Annotated in this window: 19 protein-coding genes; 13 read left to right on the forward strand and 6 right to left on the reverse strand. The window is 55.4% G+C overall.

The window, feature by feature from the left end; translation table 11 throughout:
- The first annotated feature begins 158 nt into the window (after positions 1-158).
- Genes IEW66_RS07670 through IEW66_RS07700 form a run of 7 tightly spaced genes read left to right on the forward strand, consistent with a single transcriptional unit; the run spans position 159 to position 6,050 of the window.
- Positions 159-410, forward strand: a complete 252-nt coding sequence (locus IEW66_RS07670; protein WP_188681656.1) for a hypothetical protein — start codon at positions 159-161, stop codon at positions 408-410.
- Positions 407-853: a cytochrome c oxidase subunit II gene (locus IEW66_RS07675; protein WP_188681657.1), complete on the forward strand. Its 447-nt coding sequence runs from the start codon at positions 407-409 to the stop codon at positions 851-853. The genes IEW66_RS07670 and IEW66_RS07675 overlap by 4 nt, the downstream gene beginning before the upstream one ends.
- Entirely contained in the window at positions 853-2,529 is a 1,677-nt protein-coding gene (locus IEW66_RS07680; protein ID WP_188681658.1) for a cytochrome c oxidase subunit I, read from the forward strand. Before IEW66_RS07675 ends, IEW66_RS07680 begins: the two co-directional genes overlap by 1 nt.
- Position 2,530: 1 nt before the next feature.
- Positions 2,531-3,136 (forward strand): cupredoxin domain-containing protein, encoded by a 606-nt coding sequence (locus IEW66_RS07685; RefSeq protein ID WP_188681659.1) that lies wholly within the window; start codon positions 2,531-2,533, stop codon positions 3,134-3,136.
- 14 nt (positions 3,137-3,150) lie between these two features.
- A complete protein-coding gene (cyoE, locus tag IEW66_RS07690; protein ID WP_188681660.1) occupies positions 3,151-4,011 on the forward strand; it encodes a heme o synthase in 861 nt (286 codons plus the stop codon).
- A 1-nt stretch (position 4,012) separates the two neighbouring features.
- A complete protein-coding gene (locus IEW66_RS07695; RefSeq protein ID WP_188681661.1) occupies positions 4,013-5,446 on the forward strand; it encodes a hypothetical protein in 1,434 nt (477 codons plus the stop codon).
- Positions 5,424-6,050, forward strand: a complete 627-nt coding sequence (locus IEW66_RS07700) for a CPBP family glutamic-type intramembrane protease (protein ID WP_229657570.1) — start codon at positions 5,424-5,426, stop codon at positions 6,048-6,050. The genes IEW66_RS07695 and IEW66_RS07700 overlap by 23 nt, the downstream gene beginning before the upstream one ends.
- On the opposite strand, the gene IEW66_RS07705 is transcribed toward IEW66_RS07700, so the two are convergent.
- Positions 6,029-6,418, reverse strand: coding sequence for an acyl-CoA thioesterase (locus tag IEW66_RS07705; RefSeq protein WP_229657571.1), 390 nt, complete (start codon positions 6,416-6,418; stop codon positions 6,029-6,031). The two genes, IEW66_RS07700 and IEW66_RS07705, sit on opposite strands and share 22 nt — an antisense overlap.
- Positions 6,393-6,803, reverse strand: a complete 411-nt coding sequence (locus tag IEW66_RS07710) for a hypothetical protein (protein ID WP_188681664.1) — start codon at positions 6,801-6,803, stop codon at positions 6,393-6,395. The genes IEW66_RS07705 and IEW66_RS07710 overlap by 26 nt, the downstream gene beginning before the upstream one ends.
- 90 nt (positions 6,804-6,893) lie before the next feature.
- Between IEW66_RS07710 and IEW66_RS07715 the strand changes: the two genes are divergently transcribed.
- Positions 6,894-7,694: a pyridoxal-phosphate dependent enzyme gene (locus IEW66_RS07715; protein WP_188681665.1), complete on the forward strand. Its 801-nt coding sequence runs from the start codon at positions 6,894-6,896 to the stop codon at positions 7,692-7,694.
- 10 nt (positions 7,695-7,704) lie between these two features.
- On the forward strand, positions 7,705-9,549 hold the full coding sequence (rqcH, locus tag IEW66_RS07720) for a ribosome rescue protein RqcH (RefSeq protein ID WP_188681666.1): 1,845 nt from the start codon (positions 7,705-7,707) through the stop codon (positions 9,547-9,549).
- On the opposite strand, the gene IEW66_RS07725 is transcribed toward rqcH, so the two are convergent.
- Both IEW66_RS07725 and IEW66_RS07730 read right to left on the reverse strand, forming a co-directional pair.
- A complete protein-coding gene (locus IEW66_RS07725) occupies positions 9,529-10,443 on the reverse strand; it encodes a bifunctional phosphoglucose/phosphomannose isomerase (protein WP_188681667.1) in 915 nt (304 codons plus the stop codon). The genes rqcH and IEW66_RS07725 overlap by 21 nt on opposite strands.
- Before the next feature lie 283 nt (positions 10,444-10,726).
- Complete coding sequence (locus IEW66_RS07730; RefSeq protein ID WP_188681668.1) at positions 10,727-11,500, reverse strand: DODA-type extradiol aromatic ring-opening family dioxygenase; 774 nt, start codon at positions 11,498-11,500, stop codon at positions 10,727-10,729.
- Between the two features lie 170 nt (positions 11,501-11,670).
- Between IEW66_RS07730 and tuf the strand changes: the two genes are divergently transcribed.
- The 4 genes from tuf (at position 11,671) to IEW66_RS07750 (ending at position 17,100) form a co-directional block, all read left to right on the forward strand.
- Entirely contained in the window at positions 11,671-12,945 is a 1,275-nt protein-coding gene (gene tuf, locus IEW66_RS07735) for a translation elongation factor EF-1 subunit alpha (protein ID WP_188681669.1), read from the forward strand.
- Between the two features lie 10 nt (positions 12,946-12,955).
- A complete protein-coding gene (gene rpsJ / locus IEW66_RS07740; RefSeq protein WP_188681670.1) occupies positions 12,956-13,270 on the forward strand; it encodes a 30S ribosomal protein S10 in 315 nt (104 codons plus the stop codon).
- Between the two features lie 559 nt (positions 13,271-13,829).
- Positions 13,830-16,031 carry an elongation factor EF-2 gene (locus IEW66_RS07745; protein WP_188681671.1) on the forward strand — a complete coding sequence of 734 codons (2,202 nt, stop codon included), beginning with the start codon at positions 13,830-13,832 and terminating at the stop codon, positions 16,029-16,031.
- Between the two features lie 37 nt (positions 16,032-16,068).
- The gene (locus IEW66_RS07750; protein WP_188681672.1) at positions 16,069-17,100 is read left to right on the forward strand and encodes a pyridoxal-phosphate dependent enzyme; all 1,032 of its coding nucleotides are present in this window, start codon (positions 16,069-16,071) and stop codon (positions 17,098-17,100) included.
- Here IEW66_RS07750 and IEW66_RS07755 read toward each other — a convergent pair.
- Together IEW66_RS07755 and IEW66_RS07760 are read right to left on the reverse strand one after the other, a co-directional pair.
- Positions 17,087-17,557, reverse strand: coding sequence for an OsmC family protein (locus IEW66_RS07755; protein WP_188681673.1), 471 nt, complete (start codon positions 17,555-17,557; stop codon positions 17,087-17,089). The genes IEW66_RS07750 and IEW66_RS07755 overlap by 14 nt on opposite strands.
- Positions 17,554-18,048 carry a DUF1641 domain-containing protein gene (locus IEW66_RS07760; protein WP_188681674.1) on the reverse strand — a complete coding sequence of 165 codons (495 nt, stop codon included), beginning with the start codon at positions 18,046-18,048 and terminating at the stop codon, positions 17,554-17,556. The genes IEW66_RS07755 and IEW66_RS07760 overlap by 4 nt, the downstream gene beginning before the upstream one ends.
- Positions 18,049-18,054 lie beyond the last annotated feature (6 nt).

The raw sequence follows: 18,054 nt of genomic DNA on the forward strand, positions 1-18,054 counted from the left end.
TGATCGTTCACAGATAGGAAGTTCCGGGGACGGTGGTGCGATATATTTAAATACAATTTGTTAAGAAAGGAACGGCCATGTTCTATGGAATCAACAAAATAGGCTTCCGCCTGCGTCTCGCTAAAAAATTTTAAATACAGTCTTTCAATACTAACCCTATGACACACGGTGCCAGAATGGTCACCATGTTTCTCATTATTTCAGTGGTCATAGGGATTGCAGCCACATTCATTCTGTACCACCTCTTCGGTATATTCTTTGGAGGTGATCCGGGACAGCAGGTAGCAGTATTCGCTGCACCCTTCATGGGCACTGGCATCGCCTGTGGTGCTGTTACTCTGATGCTCCTGTACTATCCAGTGGTCAAGAAGGGGGTCAAGGTCACTGACGTGGGGGAGGATTTCAGATGAACGATAAACTGAAAAAGGAACTGATGTGGGCCATTGCGGTTGTTGTGGTTCTTGTCGGCTCCGCTACTGTTAACTACGTCTACGTAGTTGGCCACGAGTATGATATCGCGAGGCCGGCGAATAGCCCAATACCGCCTAACTCAACGGTTATCCAGGTCATAGGGGCACAGTGGTCATGGACATTTGTCTATCCAAATGGCACAAAGAGTGTTGATGCACTGACACTGCAGGTCAATCACACCTACACCCTGATGGTAAGTTCTCAAGACGTCATACACGACCTACTGATCCCGCAGATGGGAGTACAGGTTTACGCGGTACCCGGCCACAACAACACGGTATCCTTTGAACCAACGAAGGTCGGTACGTACTACTTCGAGTGTGTTGAATACTGTGGGGAGGATCACTATTTGATGCGTGGATTCCTGACGGTGGTGAGCTGATGGGTCAACTCGTAACTCTGCTCAGTGCGGTAATATCTCTATCCGTGGTTGGGGTTCTCCTCTTCTACCTCTACTACTACGTTAACACAAAGAAAATCGCGCTCGAAGAGGAAGCCACTAGGGCGGGATATGAAGATATAGGTACTTATGGAAGGGATAAGAACCTTGGAAAACTGAGGGCACTCGATGGATCCATATTCTTCTTTGACGACTCAAAGAGCATAGGCCTTAGGTTCCTGATAACAAGCCTCCTGTTCATGTTCATAGCAGGGGCCTTCGGAGTTATAATGAGGGTCTCACTTGTCTACTACAACCCGATTATAACGCCGCCGATAATATACAACATACTGACAACAGAGCACGCAACCCTCATGATCTACATGTTCGCGCTTGGTTCAGCAACCGGTCTCTCCTTTTACCTCGTTCCAACCATGCTCAAAATCAAGAGAGACAACATGGGCCCATGGTCTTCAGCTGCTTACTGGATCTGGCTGCTTGGCGGCGTCTTCATACTTATCTCGAGAACTTCCACCAGGTGGTACTTCTATCCGCCGCTCGCCTTGCAGCTGGCTCCGTACGGTGCAGGGCCCGATAACTGGCTGGCTGTCATAGGCCTAGAGCTTATATTCGTGGGCATATCCATAGCATCCGCAGTACTACTCAAGATAATATTCCTAGACAGGTCGGAGAGTGTGCCCCTGAGCAGGATGCCTGTATTTGTCTGGGGAGTGGTGTTCACCGTCATAATGATTCTCTCCTCTGCGCCCCCGCTAATGGTGGGTCTGGGCATGCTTTTCTACGATTTCTTCAACCCAATATTCTTCACCGCTTCCACGCACTCAGTCCTGCTCTTCGCAGTGCTCTTCTGGTTCTGGGGGCACCCGATAGTTTACATCGCTGTGATTCCCTTCTTCGGCCTCTTCTATGAGGTCATTTCCAGATTCACAGATGCCAAGGTTTACAGCTACACTTCAGCAGTTTTCGCCCTTGGGCTCCTCATGGTTCTGAGCGAGCTAGTCTGGGGCCACCACCTCTTTAACTCAGGCCTTGGCATAACGTGGGACCTCTTCTTCAGCACCACATCTTTCCTTGTGGTTATTCCTTCGGCGCTCACGGTCTTCAACTGGATCGCAACACTCTGGACTGCTAATCGCATAAGGCTCACGACACCTATGCTCTTCGTCATAAACGGAATAATGGACTTCGTCATCGGCGGCATAACAGGCGTGATGCAGTCTAACGTAGGAGTTAACGAGATAGTGCACGGCACCTACTGGGTCACAGGCCACTTCCACTTCATATTCATCGGTGTCACGATGGGTGGCACCTTTGCGGCTTTCTACATCCTCTTCCCGACACTCTCGGCCGGGAGGGTGTACGATGAGAGGCTCGCCAGGTGGCACTTCTACCTCACCGCAATAGGCTCTTTCCTGATGTCCATATCATGGACAATCGGTGGCTTCCTGGGTATGCCGAGGTACGTTGCGGGTTACTTCCCGTTCTTCATGCCATTCCAGGACGGTGCAGTTACAGGCGGAGTAATCATTGGCATCGGCCAGCTGATCTTCCTCTACAACATAGCGAAGAGCTGGGTCAAGCAGCCCACGACAGATATTTCAAATGCCTTGGAATCTAGAATTGAGTTGCCGAGCCCAGAGGCAGGAGGAGGTGAGTGATTTGGCAAAGCCAGGTTTGGTGTTTGCAGTAACCGTTGTGGTTGTTGTAGCCCTGGCCATATCGTTCATAGCCACAGCCCCTCAGGCCGGCGGCAGGCCTTTCAATCCAAACGACTACAAGTACACGGTGGACGTTACGATCTGGGCAGACGCTGCGGGTTGGAACTACAACCACGGTGTGGTAAACCCCACACTGTACTTTAAGCCAGGCACAAAGGTTGTGTTCACTGTGATCGAGGAGGACGGCCTTCCGCACACACTGACAATTAACCCTGGCAAGACAGAGAACAGGGGTAATGCCTACACCGTGCTTTCAATAGCACAGATCACACAGACAATAGGCCATAAGTCAACGGGTATATACGTGTTTGACAAGACGGGTTACTACACCTACTGGTGCACAGTGCACCCGACAACCATGGTGGCACTGATAGTGATAACGGACAACCCACCATACATAGGCCTCCCACCAAGCAACAACACAACGAGCTCAAGTGTGGTGACGGACTATTCAATAGTGAACTCTTCCAATTCAATTAACTGTGGGTGCTCCTACACACAGGACATGATTACCTCAGACATTGTCCACCTCGTATCCAGGACATAGACCGGTGATTTCATTTGAAGGCTAGGGAATTCCTCGGTATTTTTAAGGTTGAGATAACAGTCCTTATAGATATTGTTGCGGTCTCGGCCTTCCTTAGCGTCCCTGGCAGCACACTTAGGCTTGCCCTCCTCGCACCGCTCCTAGTTTCAGGGTCCCTGGCCTCATTCTCTTCTGCCCTCTTCAACAATATCTACGACCAGGATATCGACGGGAGGATGAAGAGGACAGAGTACAGGACTAAACTGATCAACTGGAAAACAAGGAACCTCTACATCGCTGTGGCAACCCTTATGATTGCCCTCTCCATGGCTATCTCACAGATATACCTGAATACTCTGACATCGCTCTTCATATTCGGTGGGTTCCTGAGCTACTTTGTGCTCTATACCGTGATCCTGAAGAGGCGGACAATATGGAATATAGTAATAGGTGGCATTGCAGGCAGCTTCCCGGCTCTTGCAGGCTGGTCCTCCTTAACCGGGTCAGTGTCCTCAACAAGTCTGTTCCTGGCCTTCCTGGTCTTCCTCTGGACACCATCGCACTTCTGGTCCCTGGCATCGAGCAGGGTTGAGGACTACATCCAAGCGGATGTACCTATGCTGCCGGTGGTCAAGGGGGTTAAGGCAAGCACTAGGTGGATATTCACCAACACGGTCGTCCTGGTTGCATACACACTCATCCCGTTCTTCGTGCATATGGACCTGGGCCGGGCCTATTTCCCAATAGCAATAGCCTCTGATGTGGCGTTCCTCTACCTAACGGGCAGGTTGCTTGTTTCCAGCGATACGCCGTCCCTGAAGAGGGCATTCCACTTTTCCAACCTGTACCTACTGCTGATCCTCGTTTCGGTGTGGCTGGTGGCTGTCGGGTGGTAGATTGAGGACACACACCCTGACAGACCTCCTAATATCCTATGCTTCCCTGGCGGCCTTTCTTGCCTTCGGTACACTGGAGAGGATCGTGATAATATATCCTGACGTAACACTGCAGTTCTACATATCGCTGGCAGTCGCCATCACTCTTCTCTCCTGGCCAGCCTGGAAGCGGTACAGCAGGATCTCTTCCTATTTCGCAGGACTGTCAATGTCCATGTTCATACTTCTGGCCTCGGCCTCTGTGCTCTATCCCCAGCTCATGGTCTTCCCAGTGGTGGGCTTTGCAATCAACGTGAGGGAGTACCTGAAGGACGTACACGGCGTTTACGAGAGGGCCAGGCCGTTTGCCTTCATGGCCATTTACTCCTTCATGTACCTGATAGGTGGTGTAGTCCGCCTGACATACAGCCCTGCAGATATTGGTGTCTCCCTGGCATCCATATACGACGATGTATCTCCTAAAGGTGTCACCGCCTTCTACCAGTGGGGAGTTGTCCTGTTCACCAGGCGGTACACACTCACATCCAGCTTGCAGACCTTCATTCTGTTCACCTTCCTCTCCGCTGTGCTCACGGACAACTACCTCTCGATAATATCGTACCTGAGGGGCTCCAGGCTCTACGGCATAGGTGGGACTTTCTCCAGTTTCGCATCTGCACTGAGCTGCCAGTGTGAGAGCATAGTGGCCTCCTTTCCCAGCCTGGTCGTCCTGCTTATAAGCGTATTCGTGTTCCCACTGATCATTGAAAGCGCGGCCTTCGTGTCAGCCACGAACTACCTCATCACCTCCAGGTACTCCATGGGTATCGATGTCTTCTCCGGCAGGCTCAGGTTCACGGGCATGAGGAGGTATACGCTGGTCTCAGGGATCCTCCTTGTCCTCTGCATGGCCGCCATTTCCATCGGGGTATCACTTGGTCTCCAGAGAAGCGTCTATTTCTTCTTCGGTTCGGACATGTCACTGTTTGCGCTCTCCCTCCTGTTCTTTGTGAACGGCATGAAGGGCTTCAGGGTGCGGATGGGCAGGGGAACAACATACACGCTTGCGGTCGCTGCCGCCATCTTGATGATCCTGTGGTTTGTTCCACCATTCACTTACAATGCGTACACGTCGCCCGTGTACTTCAGCCTCATGGGTATCAGTGCCTTCCTCTCAGCATTTCTGACCTCCCTGAGTTACCTCTCGCTGGATGAGCAGGCAAGGCACGTATACATGGAGTTTGTCGCCATGATGTTCAGCATGGTCGCACTGGTCGTATTTTACGTGACAGTTGTAGGAGGTAGGGTCGTGTGGGGGGTGTTCCCGGACGTCCAGCAGGTCGAGTTCTCACTGTACCTGTGGGCACTGACGATTCCCGTAATGTGGCTTGCCACAAACTTCGTCCTGTCCAGGTATTCAAGGGGTCCTGGAGTTGCCAGGCAGCAGGTTGCGTGATCCGCTCATCTTCGCCTCCACAGAGGCTGTGCAGGTCTCGCTCTTCTACCTGCTACTCGGCAGGCCCAGCGAGCTAACGTACCTACTTTACCTGCTCATAACGCCGCTCTTCTTCGTCCTGTGCTTCATCTACGTGAGGGATGTGAGGGAAAACCTCAGGGGAGCCTTCCTGAACAACTGGATATGGTTGCTCGTGGCTGTCATAATCGTGTTCGTATTTGCCTACATAGCGGACAGGCAGCCGGTCTCCTTCATCTTCTCCACCGCATACTATCCGGTGCTGATAGAGGACCTGAACTTCCGTTACATCTTTCCTGTGTACCTAGGCAGGAGGGTGGGCATGGGCAGGGCAATCGTGATACAGTCCATAGTGTACACAGTCTTCTACCTCAGCGCTGTGGTGATGCAGCCAGGGGCCTATCCGGGTGCCTATTCAGTGCTCTTCGTCCTCGACATGTTCGCGACCGGCATCTTCTACGGAGGCCTCTACTACCTGAAGAGGAACCCGTACCCCGCAATATGCGCGCACCTGGCCCTGTACCTTATGATACCATTTGTGCCTGCCTCGGGTGGCTGGTTCCCCTATGTGGTCGTGCCGATGTGACCTTCACGCAGCAGGGCCCTGAGTGCGTCCGGAACCCTGGCCTTCTGGCCATTCTCCCTGTAAACCAGGACTGCCCTGGCCCTTGCACACACCTCCGTTCCGTCCCTGTAAAGCGTGTGGCGGAAGGTGAGACTCGTGTTCCCGATGGTTTCCAGCTCTGTCTCCAGTGTTATCCTGTCCCCGAGGTGCACCGGCCTGATATAGTCAACCTCCATGTGCGCCACCACGAAGCTGTGCCTATCGCTCTCATGGGGAAAACCCGCACTTTCCAGGAACATGATCCTCCCCATTTCGAAGTAGTTCTGGTAGACGGAGTTGTTCACGTGGCCCAGGGTATCGAGGTCAGAGTACCTGACCTGTATCTCCATGACCGACTTCCTCGAGGACACGGGTCAGGAAATTGTTCACGTGAGTAAAAATCTGCTCCATGGCCTTTCCCGAGAGTCCATTCGTGTATGCTATCTCTGACCCCTCTATGAGGTCGTGGAACCTCTGGCACTTCACAGTCTCGCTCACTGTACTATGCCTACCGCACAGGATCAGTGCCGGCGACCTGACCAGGTAGAGCCTCCTGAAAAGTGGCTCAGGTCCCCTGGGCTCCAGCATAATGAGGATCGAGCCGTCGGAAATCGCCCTCTCCACCTCGGACTGGCACTGCTCACCCTGGCACATGCGCACTTTACCTGTGAGCTTTGGGTGCTGCTCAACAGCCCTCATGACGCTCCTCATGGCCTCTTCGCCGGACTGCTCCACACAAACCAGAATGGTCTGCTGCTCTTAACGTTAGCTCATCCTAGTGCAAAAACATATATGAATTAGGGATAGAGGTGGGTGGTGCTCGGTTTGGAAGGTCTTGAGAGCAACTGCGGATGGTCAACCGATTCGCTCTTCCCACAGGCATACTTCACACCTCTGGTGAGGCTGCAGGATGGCCTTCATGTGAAGATGGAGAACTGCCTGCCAGGCAACAACGCCGTGTCGAGGGCGCTGCAGGCCATATACGAGAAAAGGGAAAGGAGGGGTGAGGCCAGGAGCGGAATGAGTGTCAGGGCCGATATACATGAGGATGAGGTACTCTCATTCCTCTCCTTCTGCTTCTGGCACGGCTTAAGGCCGGTCATCGCACCGGAAATGCATGTGCCAGGGGGCCTGGAGGGCGCGGTGATGCGTGGCAGGGATGCGGAACTGTTCCTTGACCTCAACGGAGATGAGGAGGGTGCAAGGGCTTATTACAGGTACACCGGCGTGGAGCTGTGGTCCCAGGCTGGTGGGGAAATAACGGACATCGTTGTGCCCGTGAGGGATGGCAGGATCATATCTGGCCTCGGGGCCTTCTTCCGGGAGAGGAACGAGAACATAAGGATCGTTGCGGTCCTCCAGGGGGAGAGGACGGAGGAGCGCTTCGGTGGCATAAGGAGGCATGTGGAGAGCCTCCCTCCGGCTCTGAACCCGTCCGTGATTGACAGGTCATTCACCGTGTCTCCGCAGGATGCGGAGAGAAGCAGGGTGGACCTGTTCAAGTCAAGGGGCCTGATTTCAGGCCCCAGGGGGGCAGCTGCGGTGCACGTGGCGAAGATGATACTCAGGGAGGACCCATCTGCATCAGTAATTGCTGTCGTGCCTGACTACCTGTGCCCGGTGTAGGGGAGTGGAAATGAAGGACAAGGCCTCCTCGCTTGACTTCTATGCTTTCCTGCACGCCAACAGGGAAGCCCTGGCCGGCTCGTTCATCAAGAAGGTCTACCAGGTATCCCCGGACAGCTTCCTGTTCCAGCTCCATTCCCCGGTCTCCTCCAGGCTCATGCTCTTCATAGCGCTTAGAAAGGGGATATTCCTGAAGGATGTGGAGAGGCCGGAAGAGCCAACATCACTGGCGATGATGCTGCGCAAGATGCTCGGTGACAGGAAGATACTGGAGGTGCAGCAGGTTAACTTCGACAGGGTCATGCGCTTCTCCCTGTCGGGAAACGGTGAGGTGGTATTCGAGATGTTCAGGGAGGGGAACCTCATCGTGGTACAGGACGGCAGGATAGAGTATGCCCTCAACCCCAGGGAGTGGAGGAACAGGAAGATACTCCGCGGTGAGCCATATGTGCCACCTTCGCTATCGGACCCATCTGCCTTTGGCGCACAGGAGATTTCTTCCATGCTTGCATCCAGCAGTGCAAGCCTCGTGCAGACCGTAGCCACCAGGATGAACCTCGGTGGAGAGTTCGCAGAGGAGCTGATACACAGGATAGGCGCTGACAAGTCGGCGCCTGCGGCCCAGAGCCTTGGCCTTTCGGAATCCATTCTAAGGGGCTTCAGGGACCTACTCGATGAAGCATCGAGGGGCAGGGCATACCTCTACTCCGGCGAGGGCATACTATCCCCTGTCCTCCTGAGCCACCTGGGAAGGGAGCCAGACCGGGTATATGAGGACCTGAACCTGGCATACTCCGAGTTCCTTGACACCACATCCGTAGCGGATGAGGAATCGCCCCTCAGGAGGCGTATCGAGTCCCAGAGAAGGAGCATAGAGGAGTTCAGGAAGAGGGAAGAGGAGTTCAGGAGACTTGGCTCCGTGGCCATGTCCCACCTGAAGGATCTCGATGCGATAATCAGGCACCTGAGGGAAGGCGATCTCGTCGAAGCGGGGCAGTGCAGGGCGGTATCCCTTGACAAGGCCAGCAGGACTGCTGTTGTCTCCTGCGAGGGAATGGAATTCAGTGTGGATATCCGGAAGAGCGCAGGTGAGAACGCAAGCGCGCTCTTCGGCCAGGCCAAGGAGATGAAGCAGAAGGCAGAGGGGGCAGCAAAGGCGCTTGAGGAGACGCTGAGGCTCGAGGAGGCATCGAGGAAGCGCGAGAACCGGCCCAGGAGGCAGCAGAAGTACTGGTTCGAGGCATACAGGTGGTTCTTCACCTCTGAGGGCTTCCTTGTTGTGGCGGGCAGGGATGCCAGGAGCAATGAGAAACTGGTGAAGAAACACATGACCGACAGGGACCTCTACGTGCATGCGGACCTGTACGGCGCGCCTAGCACCCTGATAAAGGTTGAGGGTGACAAGCAGCCGGGCGAGGCGACAATAAGGGAGGCCTGCGCCTTTGCTGTCTCGTTCTCCAGGGCCTGGCCAGCGGGCGTAAGCTCAGGTTCTGCATACTGGGTTTACCCGCAGCAGGTCAGCAAGACCCCCGAATCCGGTGAGTATGTGGCGACAGGCTCATGGATAGTGAGGGGTAAGCGTAACTACCTCTTCGACCTGCCGCTGGACCTGGACATAGGGATGTACAGTTACCGCGGCGAGGAACTGGTGATGGCATTCCCTCACAGGGAGAAGTGGGAAGGGAAGAGGGTCAGAATCGTGCCCGGCGATGTGAGGAGAAAGGAGGTGGTCGCAAGGGTATCGGAGTTCCTCGGGGTGGACAGAGACGAGGTCGAGAGGGTACTCCCACCGGGGAGCTCGAGGATCCTCTCCATGGAGGGGGCTGCAAAGGAATCAGAGGAGCCTGCCCTTTAGTTCCTCTATTACGGACACGTCTCTCGGGTCCACCTTCCTCTCATGTGCAACCCTGAGGCTTAGGAGGTCACCGTAGTAGATGAGCTCGAATAGCCTGGAGACCCTGTCCACTGAGATTGCCTCTATCCTCTGGAACCTCGATCCTGTTACCTGTTCAGTGACTTCTATCCTCTTCCCTATCCTCGGGTCCTCGGGGGGCCAGAAAACGAGGAACTTGAACTCTTCCTTCCTGTAAGTGCCCTTCAGCGGGACAGTGTCATTGTGGTTCAGCTCCGGGAAGTAGTTGCTGTAGGCCATTATCTTGGCATTCTCGTTGAACTGAGTCTTCCACCTGTACGCCACGGCCCTGAATGGGGAGAAGCCGTATATGACCGGGATCAGCCTTCCAGACACGATCTCTTTGGCCAGGCCACCGATCTCTTCCTGCCTGCCCTCCACGGACCTCATGGCCTCGACCACACGCTCCTTCCTGAACTCCCTGCCGATGAATGTCTCCAGTACTGGTGTGAGCATGTAGCCCAGGGCTGCCCTAGGTTGCAGGCCACCAGGCACCTTCACCACCTTCCTCACCATACTGGACAGCCTGCCCCCGGAGGTTATAGCCACGACATCCATCCCACGCTCCAGGGCCATCTGGGTGACGCTTATGGTCTCCTCCGTGTTTCCCGAGTAGCTTATGGATATCAGGAGGTCTTCCTTGCCAACGTACTCCGGCAGGCTGTAGTCGTCCACCAGCACCACTGGCACGCTCAGGAACTCAGAGGCTATCCTGCCGACCACTCCGGAGCCACCCATGCCAGAGAATACAATGTGCCTGTATCCGCGTTCCAGCTCAAACGGTGCTGAGGAGAGCACCTGCGCGGGCAGGCTCATGACCTCGTCCGTGTAGTCCATGGCTGGGTAATGACAGATACCTAATTTTAGTTCCGCTCCACAGGGGAGGAGAAAGACACAGGCGAGAAAAAAAATCAGAAGGGCCTAATCACAACAGCAAAACCAAAGGCGGCGGTAACAACGGACGCAACTATTATGGCCAGTTCTATTTTCCTCTCAGTGCTCATCGCCACGATATTTCCTGGATGAATATATTTTTTCTACCGGCAAAAGTGAACTAAATGACACACGGAAACGCAAAACGTCCTGCAGAGTGGAACGGTGCGGATCTATGCTTCTCCCCTCACTGTTCAACTGCAGTGGAGGCAAGCATCATGCCGAAGTAGTGGGCCACGTACCCGTAGATGTAGTGGATGCGAAGCCCCAGTTCCTTGAGGAGGCCATGGAGCACAAGGAGCTCCCAGTAGCTGTCGGGCTTTGCCCCCTGCACGGTCTCCTCATCTATGTCAAGGAGATGGGCCAGGTCCCCTGAAATGAAGGCCCTCCTGACAGCCTCCTCATAAATGCTGGCCTCCGGTGAGTATCCATAGGGACCATCTGCCGCATGGGTGTGGGCCTGGTCGGCAGAGAAGATAACAGAGTACGCGCCGTCAGCCCCATCAAGCAACCTCCCCATGTTCTGCCCGAACATGACCAGGCTCTCCCTCGGAAGGTCCCTGGCCTGGGTCAGCACGACTATTTTCCTTGCAGGCATGAAACGTAGGGGTATCATAGAGCCGAAGTCGAGCGGGAATATGCTCTTCTCCCCCCTCTCGGTCATGAATGTGATGGAGCATGCGTCCGGCAGGCCAGATATGGAACGGGCGAGTCCAGTGTCTATCCGCCGGGACATCCGGATCCTCCTCCTGCCCGTTGAATAGGACCCTGTGGCCCTCTCGTTGAGGGATACACCTATCCGTCCTGAGAGGCGGAAGGAGTGGGGTGACATCACCAGGGCGGTACCTGCGCTGTCCCTGGCGAGAACCCTAGCCACATGTGAGCTCATGGCCCTGGCGTTCGCGTCAGGGAGGTCGATGAGCTCGTCGCCATGCGGTACGACATGAACGGCGCTTATCACGGCACCTGCAGGCTGGGCTGGCATAAATTGTTTTTGCATACCCATCAGGATACGGCAGGTTGGGGATCGCAGTGCTTATAAGCTGAGCGGCGTTACCCATTCCGGGGTTTTCGATAAAGAAAATCCTTATATGCGAAAGAAATGTAGAAAAGGACATCAGGTGAAAGTTTATGGCACAGCAGAAACCACACATAAATCTGGTCACGATAGGGCACGTGGACCACGGCAAGTCGACACTGGTAGGTCGCCTGCTCTACGAGCACGGAGAGATACCGGCGCACATAATTGAGGAGTACAGGAAGCAGGCAGAGGAGAAGGGTAAGGCGACGTTCGAGTTCGCGTGGGTCATGGACAGGTACAAGGAGGAGAGGGAGAGAGGCGTTACCATTGACCTGGCGCACAGGAAGTTCGAGACAGACAAGTACTACTTCACAATCATCGATGCCCCTGGCCACAGGGACTTCGTCAAGAACATGATCACAGGTGCAAGCCAGGCAGACGCTGCAGTCCTGGTTGTGTCCGCAAGGGACGGCGAGGGAGTGATGGCACAGACCAGGGAGCACGCATTCCTTGCCAAGACACTTGGCGTGCAGCAGCTCATTGCCGTGGTCAATAAGATGGACGCCACGCAGCCGCCGTACAGCCAGAAGAGGTTCGAGGAGGTAAAGCAGCAGATCGAGAAGCTGCTCACACCCATCGGGTACAGGAATGTGCCCATCATCCCGATAAGCGGTTACAAGGGAGACAACATAACGAAGCCCTCGGAGAACCTGAAGTGGTGGAACGGGCCAACGCTCCTCCAGGCCCTGGACAACCTGAAGGTGCCGGAGAAGCCCATAGACAAGCCGCTCAGGCTTCCGGTCCAGGACGTCTACTCGATCACCGGCATAGGCACTGTGCCAGTGGGCAGGGTGGAGACCGGCGTGCTCAAGGTGGGCGACAAGGTCGTTTTCCAGCCTGCGGACAAGCAGGGCGAGGTCAAGTCCATTGAGATGCACCACGAGCCTCTGCAGCAGGCCGAGCCAGGTGACAACGTCGGTTTCAACGTCAGGGGCATAGCCAAGAACGACATAAAGAGGGGCGATGTCTGCGGCCACGTCACATCGCCGCCCACAGTAGTGAGGGCGTTCACGGCCCAGATAGTGGTGCTCAACCACCCGAGCGCGATAGCAGTTGGCTACAAGCCGGTGTTCCACGTGCACACAGCGCAGGTGGCCTGCAGGTTCGAGCAGATAATTAAGACAGTGAACCCCAAGGACGGCACCACGCTGAAGGAGAACCCGGACTACATAAAGACCGGGGACATAGCCGTGGTCAAGATCGTCCCGGACAGGCCCTTCGTCATAGAGAAGGTGTCGGACATCCCGCAGCTCGGGAGGTTCGCCATCAGGGACATGGGCCAGACGGTTGCCGCTGGCCAGTGCATAGACGTAGAAGCCAAGTAAGGGTGATCCTGTGGTCTCATACAAGGCAAGGATATCACTGAGCGGCACCGAACACAAGGTAGTGGACATGGTCTGCAACGAGATAAAGGGCATAGCCAACAGGACCGGTGTGGAGATACACGGTCCTGTCCCACTCCCCACAAAGCGCCTTGTGGTGCCGGTGAGGAAGAGCCCGGACGGCGAGGGCTCCGGCACCTGGGACAGGTGGGAGATGAGGATACACAAGAGGCTCATCGACGTCGATGCAGACGAGAGGACACTGAGGCAGCTCATGAGGGTGCCCATCCCTGACGGCGTCCAGATCGAGATCCAGATAAGGAGCTGAATTTTTTCAAAAACACCCCAATGGAATTTTCAATTCTGCCGGGCTGAAACGGATACACTTCTCACCCTTCATCGTTTTCCTGAGGGACACATACCCGGCGCATTCCATCCTCAAGCTTTGGCACAGAGCTTCTCTGTGATCCTTTCCCCTGAATTCATGGCCATTGATCCAACCGTGCCAAGGCTTTCACCTGGCCATGGGTGGGACTCCTCCGTGCGGGCAGCCGGATCGTGGCTCCAAGGGTTGAACCGTTCTCCCAGGTGTGAGTGTGAGGGCCACTGTGGTATGCAGTACCTGTCCAGCGGAACATCCAGTTCAGGCCGCCAATCTCATTGGGGACGGTTGTGTGCCTGGTCATGCTCGGGCGGATCTGGGGGGCAGGAGGCGCCACTGGGCCGGTGCCATGGGAAAGGGCATTAGCCCCAATCGCCCCTCCACGGGGCATTCACATTATTGTGTATGTGTGCGGAATCCAATGCACTTTCAGAGACTGAGGGCAACTCTGCACTATTAATATAAGGGTAACAGATATGGGTCTGTAACCTTCAAGGGTGTACTTATGGGTAGAAAGGAGGACAACATCCAGAAAGCGCAGTCACTGATTGAAAACCCTGAGAGGATCAGGAACATGGGCATTGCTGCCCACATTGACCATGGCAAGACCACGTTAAGTGACAACCTTATTGCCGGGGCAGGCATGATGAGTGAGGACCTGGCCGGAAAGCAGCTGATGCTTGACTATGATGAGCAGGAACAGGCCAGGGGCATCACGATCAATGCGGCCGTGGCATCCATGGTCCATGAGTTTGAGGGCAACTCATACCTGATTAACCTGATCGACACGCCCGGGCATGTGGACTTCGGCGGCGACGTGACCAGGGCCATGAGGGCCGTGGACGGGGTCATAATCGTTGTGGACTCTGTGGAGGGCGTTATGCCACAGACAGAGACCGTGATAAGGCAGGCTCTCAAGGAGAAGGTCAAGCCGGTACTGTTCATAAACAAGGTGGACAGGCTCATCAACGAGCTGAAGCTCAACGCCGACGAGATGCAGAGGCGCTTCGCGAAGATCATCACTGACGTGAACAGGCTACTTGCCAAGTACTCCCCACCGGAGTTCAAGCAGGCATGGCAGGTCAACGTGCAAGAGGGAAAGGTGGCATTCGGCTCTGCCTTCAACAACTGGGCAACATCCGTTCCTGCCATGAACAGGACGAAGATAACGTTCAAGGAGATATATGAGTACGTGAGGGACGGGAGGCAGAAGGAACTGGCCAAGAAGACACCACTGCACCAGACAGTCCTCAACATGGTCATAAGGCACCTGCCGAACCCAAGGGAGGCACAGAAGTACAGGATACCGCAGATCTGGAAGGGGGACATTGATTCGGAGATAGGCAAGGCAATGCTGAACTGCGACCACGATGGCCCTGTCAGCATGATGATAACGAAGATGATCATCGACCCACACGCGGGCGAGATCGCTGTGGGACGGGTCTTCAGCGGCAGGCTGCGCAAGGGGAGCGAGCTCTACGTATCCACGGCTGGGTCACAGAAGAGCAAGGTCCAGGTGCTCTCAATGATGGTGGGGCCGGACAGGATACCGGTGGAGGAGATCGCTGCTGGAAACATAGCCGCAATAGTCGGCCTGAAGAATGCACAGGCAGGTGCCACGGTATCGTCAGTGCAGATGGAGCCGTTCGAGCCCATGGTGCACTACAGCGAGCCCGTCGTCACGCTCGCCATAGAGGCAAAGCACACAGCGGACCTGCCGAAGCTTATCGATGTGCTGAGGAACATATCCAAGGCTGACCCATCAATACAGGTGGATATCAACCAGGAGACGGGCGAGCACCTCATTTCGGGAATGGGTGAGCTTCACCTGGAGGTCACGCTGTACAGGATAAGGAACGACTACAAGGTGGACGTCCAGACCTCCGAGCCGATAGTCGTGTACAGGGAAACAGTGGACCACAGGGGCGGCCCGTTCGAGGGGAAGTCCCCGAACAAGCACAATAGGTTCTACTTCGTGGTTGAGCCCCTCGAACAGGGTGTCATAGACCTCATAAAGGACAACAAGATACCACAGGGTTCGAAGTTCAAGGACAAGAAGAGCATAGTGGACTTGCTGCAGCAGGCGGGCATGGACAGGGAGCAGGCCAGGGGCCTGGTTGCGGTTGAGGGCATGAACGTCCTGGTCGATGTTACGAAGGGTATTCAGTACCTTGACGAGACCATGGAGCTGCTCATCGAGGCCTTCACGGAGGTCATGAGGAGGGGGCCGCTGGCCAACGAGAGGGTGTACGGTGTGAAGTGCTTGCTCGTTGATGCGAAGCTGCACGAGGACAGCATACACAGGGGCCCGGCACAGGTGATCCCTGCAGGCAGGAACTCCATATACGGTGCAATGTGCCAGGCGAAGAGGGTGCTCCTGGAGCCCATACAGAAGGTCTTCATCAACTGCCCCATGGAAGTCATGGGGGCGGTCACCAACGAGATACAGCAGAGGAGGGGCGTGGTGGAAGAAATGAACCAGGAGGGAGATGAGATGGTCATAGTGGCCAGGGTGCCTGTCGCAGGGATGTTCGGCTTCGCCTCCGCCATCAGGGGTGCCACCGGAGGCAAAGTGCTGTGGAGCTCCGAGAACTACGGGTACCAGAGGGTGCCGCCCGAGCTTCAGGACGAGGTGGTAGCCAAGATAAGGACCAGGAAGGGCCTGAAGCCGGAACCATACGATGAAGAGTATTACGCACAGCTCTGACCACACCCATTTTTATTTTTCTTAACCATTGTGGTGCATGGAGTGCAGGGTCTTTTGCCTGGGCTGCGGCAGGGAGAGGCACGGGTTGGAGGCAAGGTGCAGCCACTGCGGCTCGCCATTCGATATTGAGGTCAGTGGCAAGTACTCGGACAGGCTGCAGGACAACTTTCCATACGTCTCAAGGTGGATAAGCCTAGGTGAGGTGCAGACACCCATCGTCAGTGCCGGCGGGGCAGACTTCAAGCTCGATTATCTCTCGCCAACATTCTCCTACAAGGACAGGGGAGCAAGGGCCCTCGTCTCATTCCTCAGGGGCAGGATGGACCACGGCACAATAAATGAGGACTCCAGCGGGAACGCCGGTGCAGCCATTGCAGCCTACGGTTCGGCCGCAGGGTTTAGGGTCAGGATATTCACGGGCTCCAGGGCAAGGGAGGAGAAGATCAGGCAGATAGAGAGCTACGGGGCCGAGGTGGTGAGGGTGGAGGGCTCAAGGGAAGACGTCCAGAGGGCTGCCATGGGGGCGGATGGGGTCTATGCAAGCCATGTCCTCATGCCGGAGTTCAGGGATGGCATAAGGACGCTGGCTTATGAGGTATTCCAGCAGTACAGTGGCTCCATGCCTGACCGCATATTTGTGCCTGTATCCGCAGGCACGCTCCTGCTGGGCCTGCACAGGGGCCTCAGGCACCTCCTGGAGAGCGGAGAGATCGGCAGCATGCCGGAGATCGTGGGCGTGCAGCCGGAAAAGGTGTCGCCGATATGCCACATCCTTGAGGGCAGGCCGTACGAACCGCCTGTTGATGGCCAGTCCGTCGCAGACGCACTTGTCACGCAGAAACCGGTACTCGGGGTGCAGGTGGCTGAGGCAGTGAGGCAGACCGGCGGGACATGCGTGATGGTCTCCGATGAGGAGATAATGTCGGCCCATGCCGAACTCTCAAGGGCTGGCCTATTCTGCGAGGTGAGCAGTGCCACCGTTTACGCTGCATATAAAAAGAGGAAATGGCAGGGGAGGTCGCTCCTCGTGCTCACAGGGGCTGGCCTAAAGACCGTTATGGGTTACTGACCTCGGGGCTTATGCTCCCTTCCAGGGGCGCCTTCTCCCTCTCTGCAATTACCTTGCCGTTGACGGTGAGGGAGTATGTGACCCTTGTACCTCCCCTCTTCGCGAGTATGGATACGCTGCAGTACTTGGATAGAGATAGGTTGATCGCCCTCAGTGCCTTCTCCGGTTCAACTTCCCCTTCGATGATGTAGTGTATGTTAGCGCTCTTCAGTACCTTTGGGATGGATTCCTCCCTCTCCCCGTCAACAACGCACCTGTAGGTCCTGACATTCTGCCTCATCTTGCCCAGCATGCTAAGGACATCGTCGCTGGTGCAGCCTCCCATGGCCAGCATGAGCAGCTCCGTGGGGGAATGGTCCTGCAGGTTGTTTGAAACCGAGTTCTTGATGTGTATCTGCTCCTTCCCTTCTGTTGTGGTCAGGAACCCCCTCTCTGTCGCTGTGAAAGAGACCCTCATTCTGGCTCCTGCGGCACCTTCCTCAGAGCCGCCCCTATCTCCCTAAGGGCCGCGATAACAGCGGTGAAGCCGGCAGCCACATCGGGATCCCTGAGTATGGCCATCAGCCTCAGCATGCCTATATTGATCGGGTTCTTGGCCCCGGAGACCATGGCATCCCATATGTTCTCGGAGTTGTAAGCTATCGTCTTTATTGAATCTCCCACGGTCTCGTTGGAAAGGGCGTGCAGGAGGCTCATCAGGACATTTGCACCCTTGATCAGTGCGGTTGAGAACTCCTTGGAGCTGAAGAACCTCACTATGAACTCTATGTCGGTGGGCAGGTAGTCTTCGGAGAGGCCCTCCATCATGTCCAGAACCCCAGCCTTCTTCAGCTTTGCAAAGAAGTTCAGCATGGACTCGATCGCGTCCCTGTTTTCAATGAGCCCCCTTATCAGCGGCTCAATGTCGTCGTTCGCTTCGGTGTTTTGAACCATCTCTTCCTCACTCATTCGAAC

It is taken from the genome of Thermogymnomonas acidicola (assembly GCF_014646795.1).
Taxonomy (GTDB): domain Archaea; phylum Thermoplasmatota; class Thermoplasmata; order Thermoplasmatales; family Thermoplasmataceae; genus Thermogymnomonas; species Thermogymnomonas acidicola.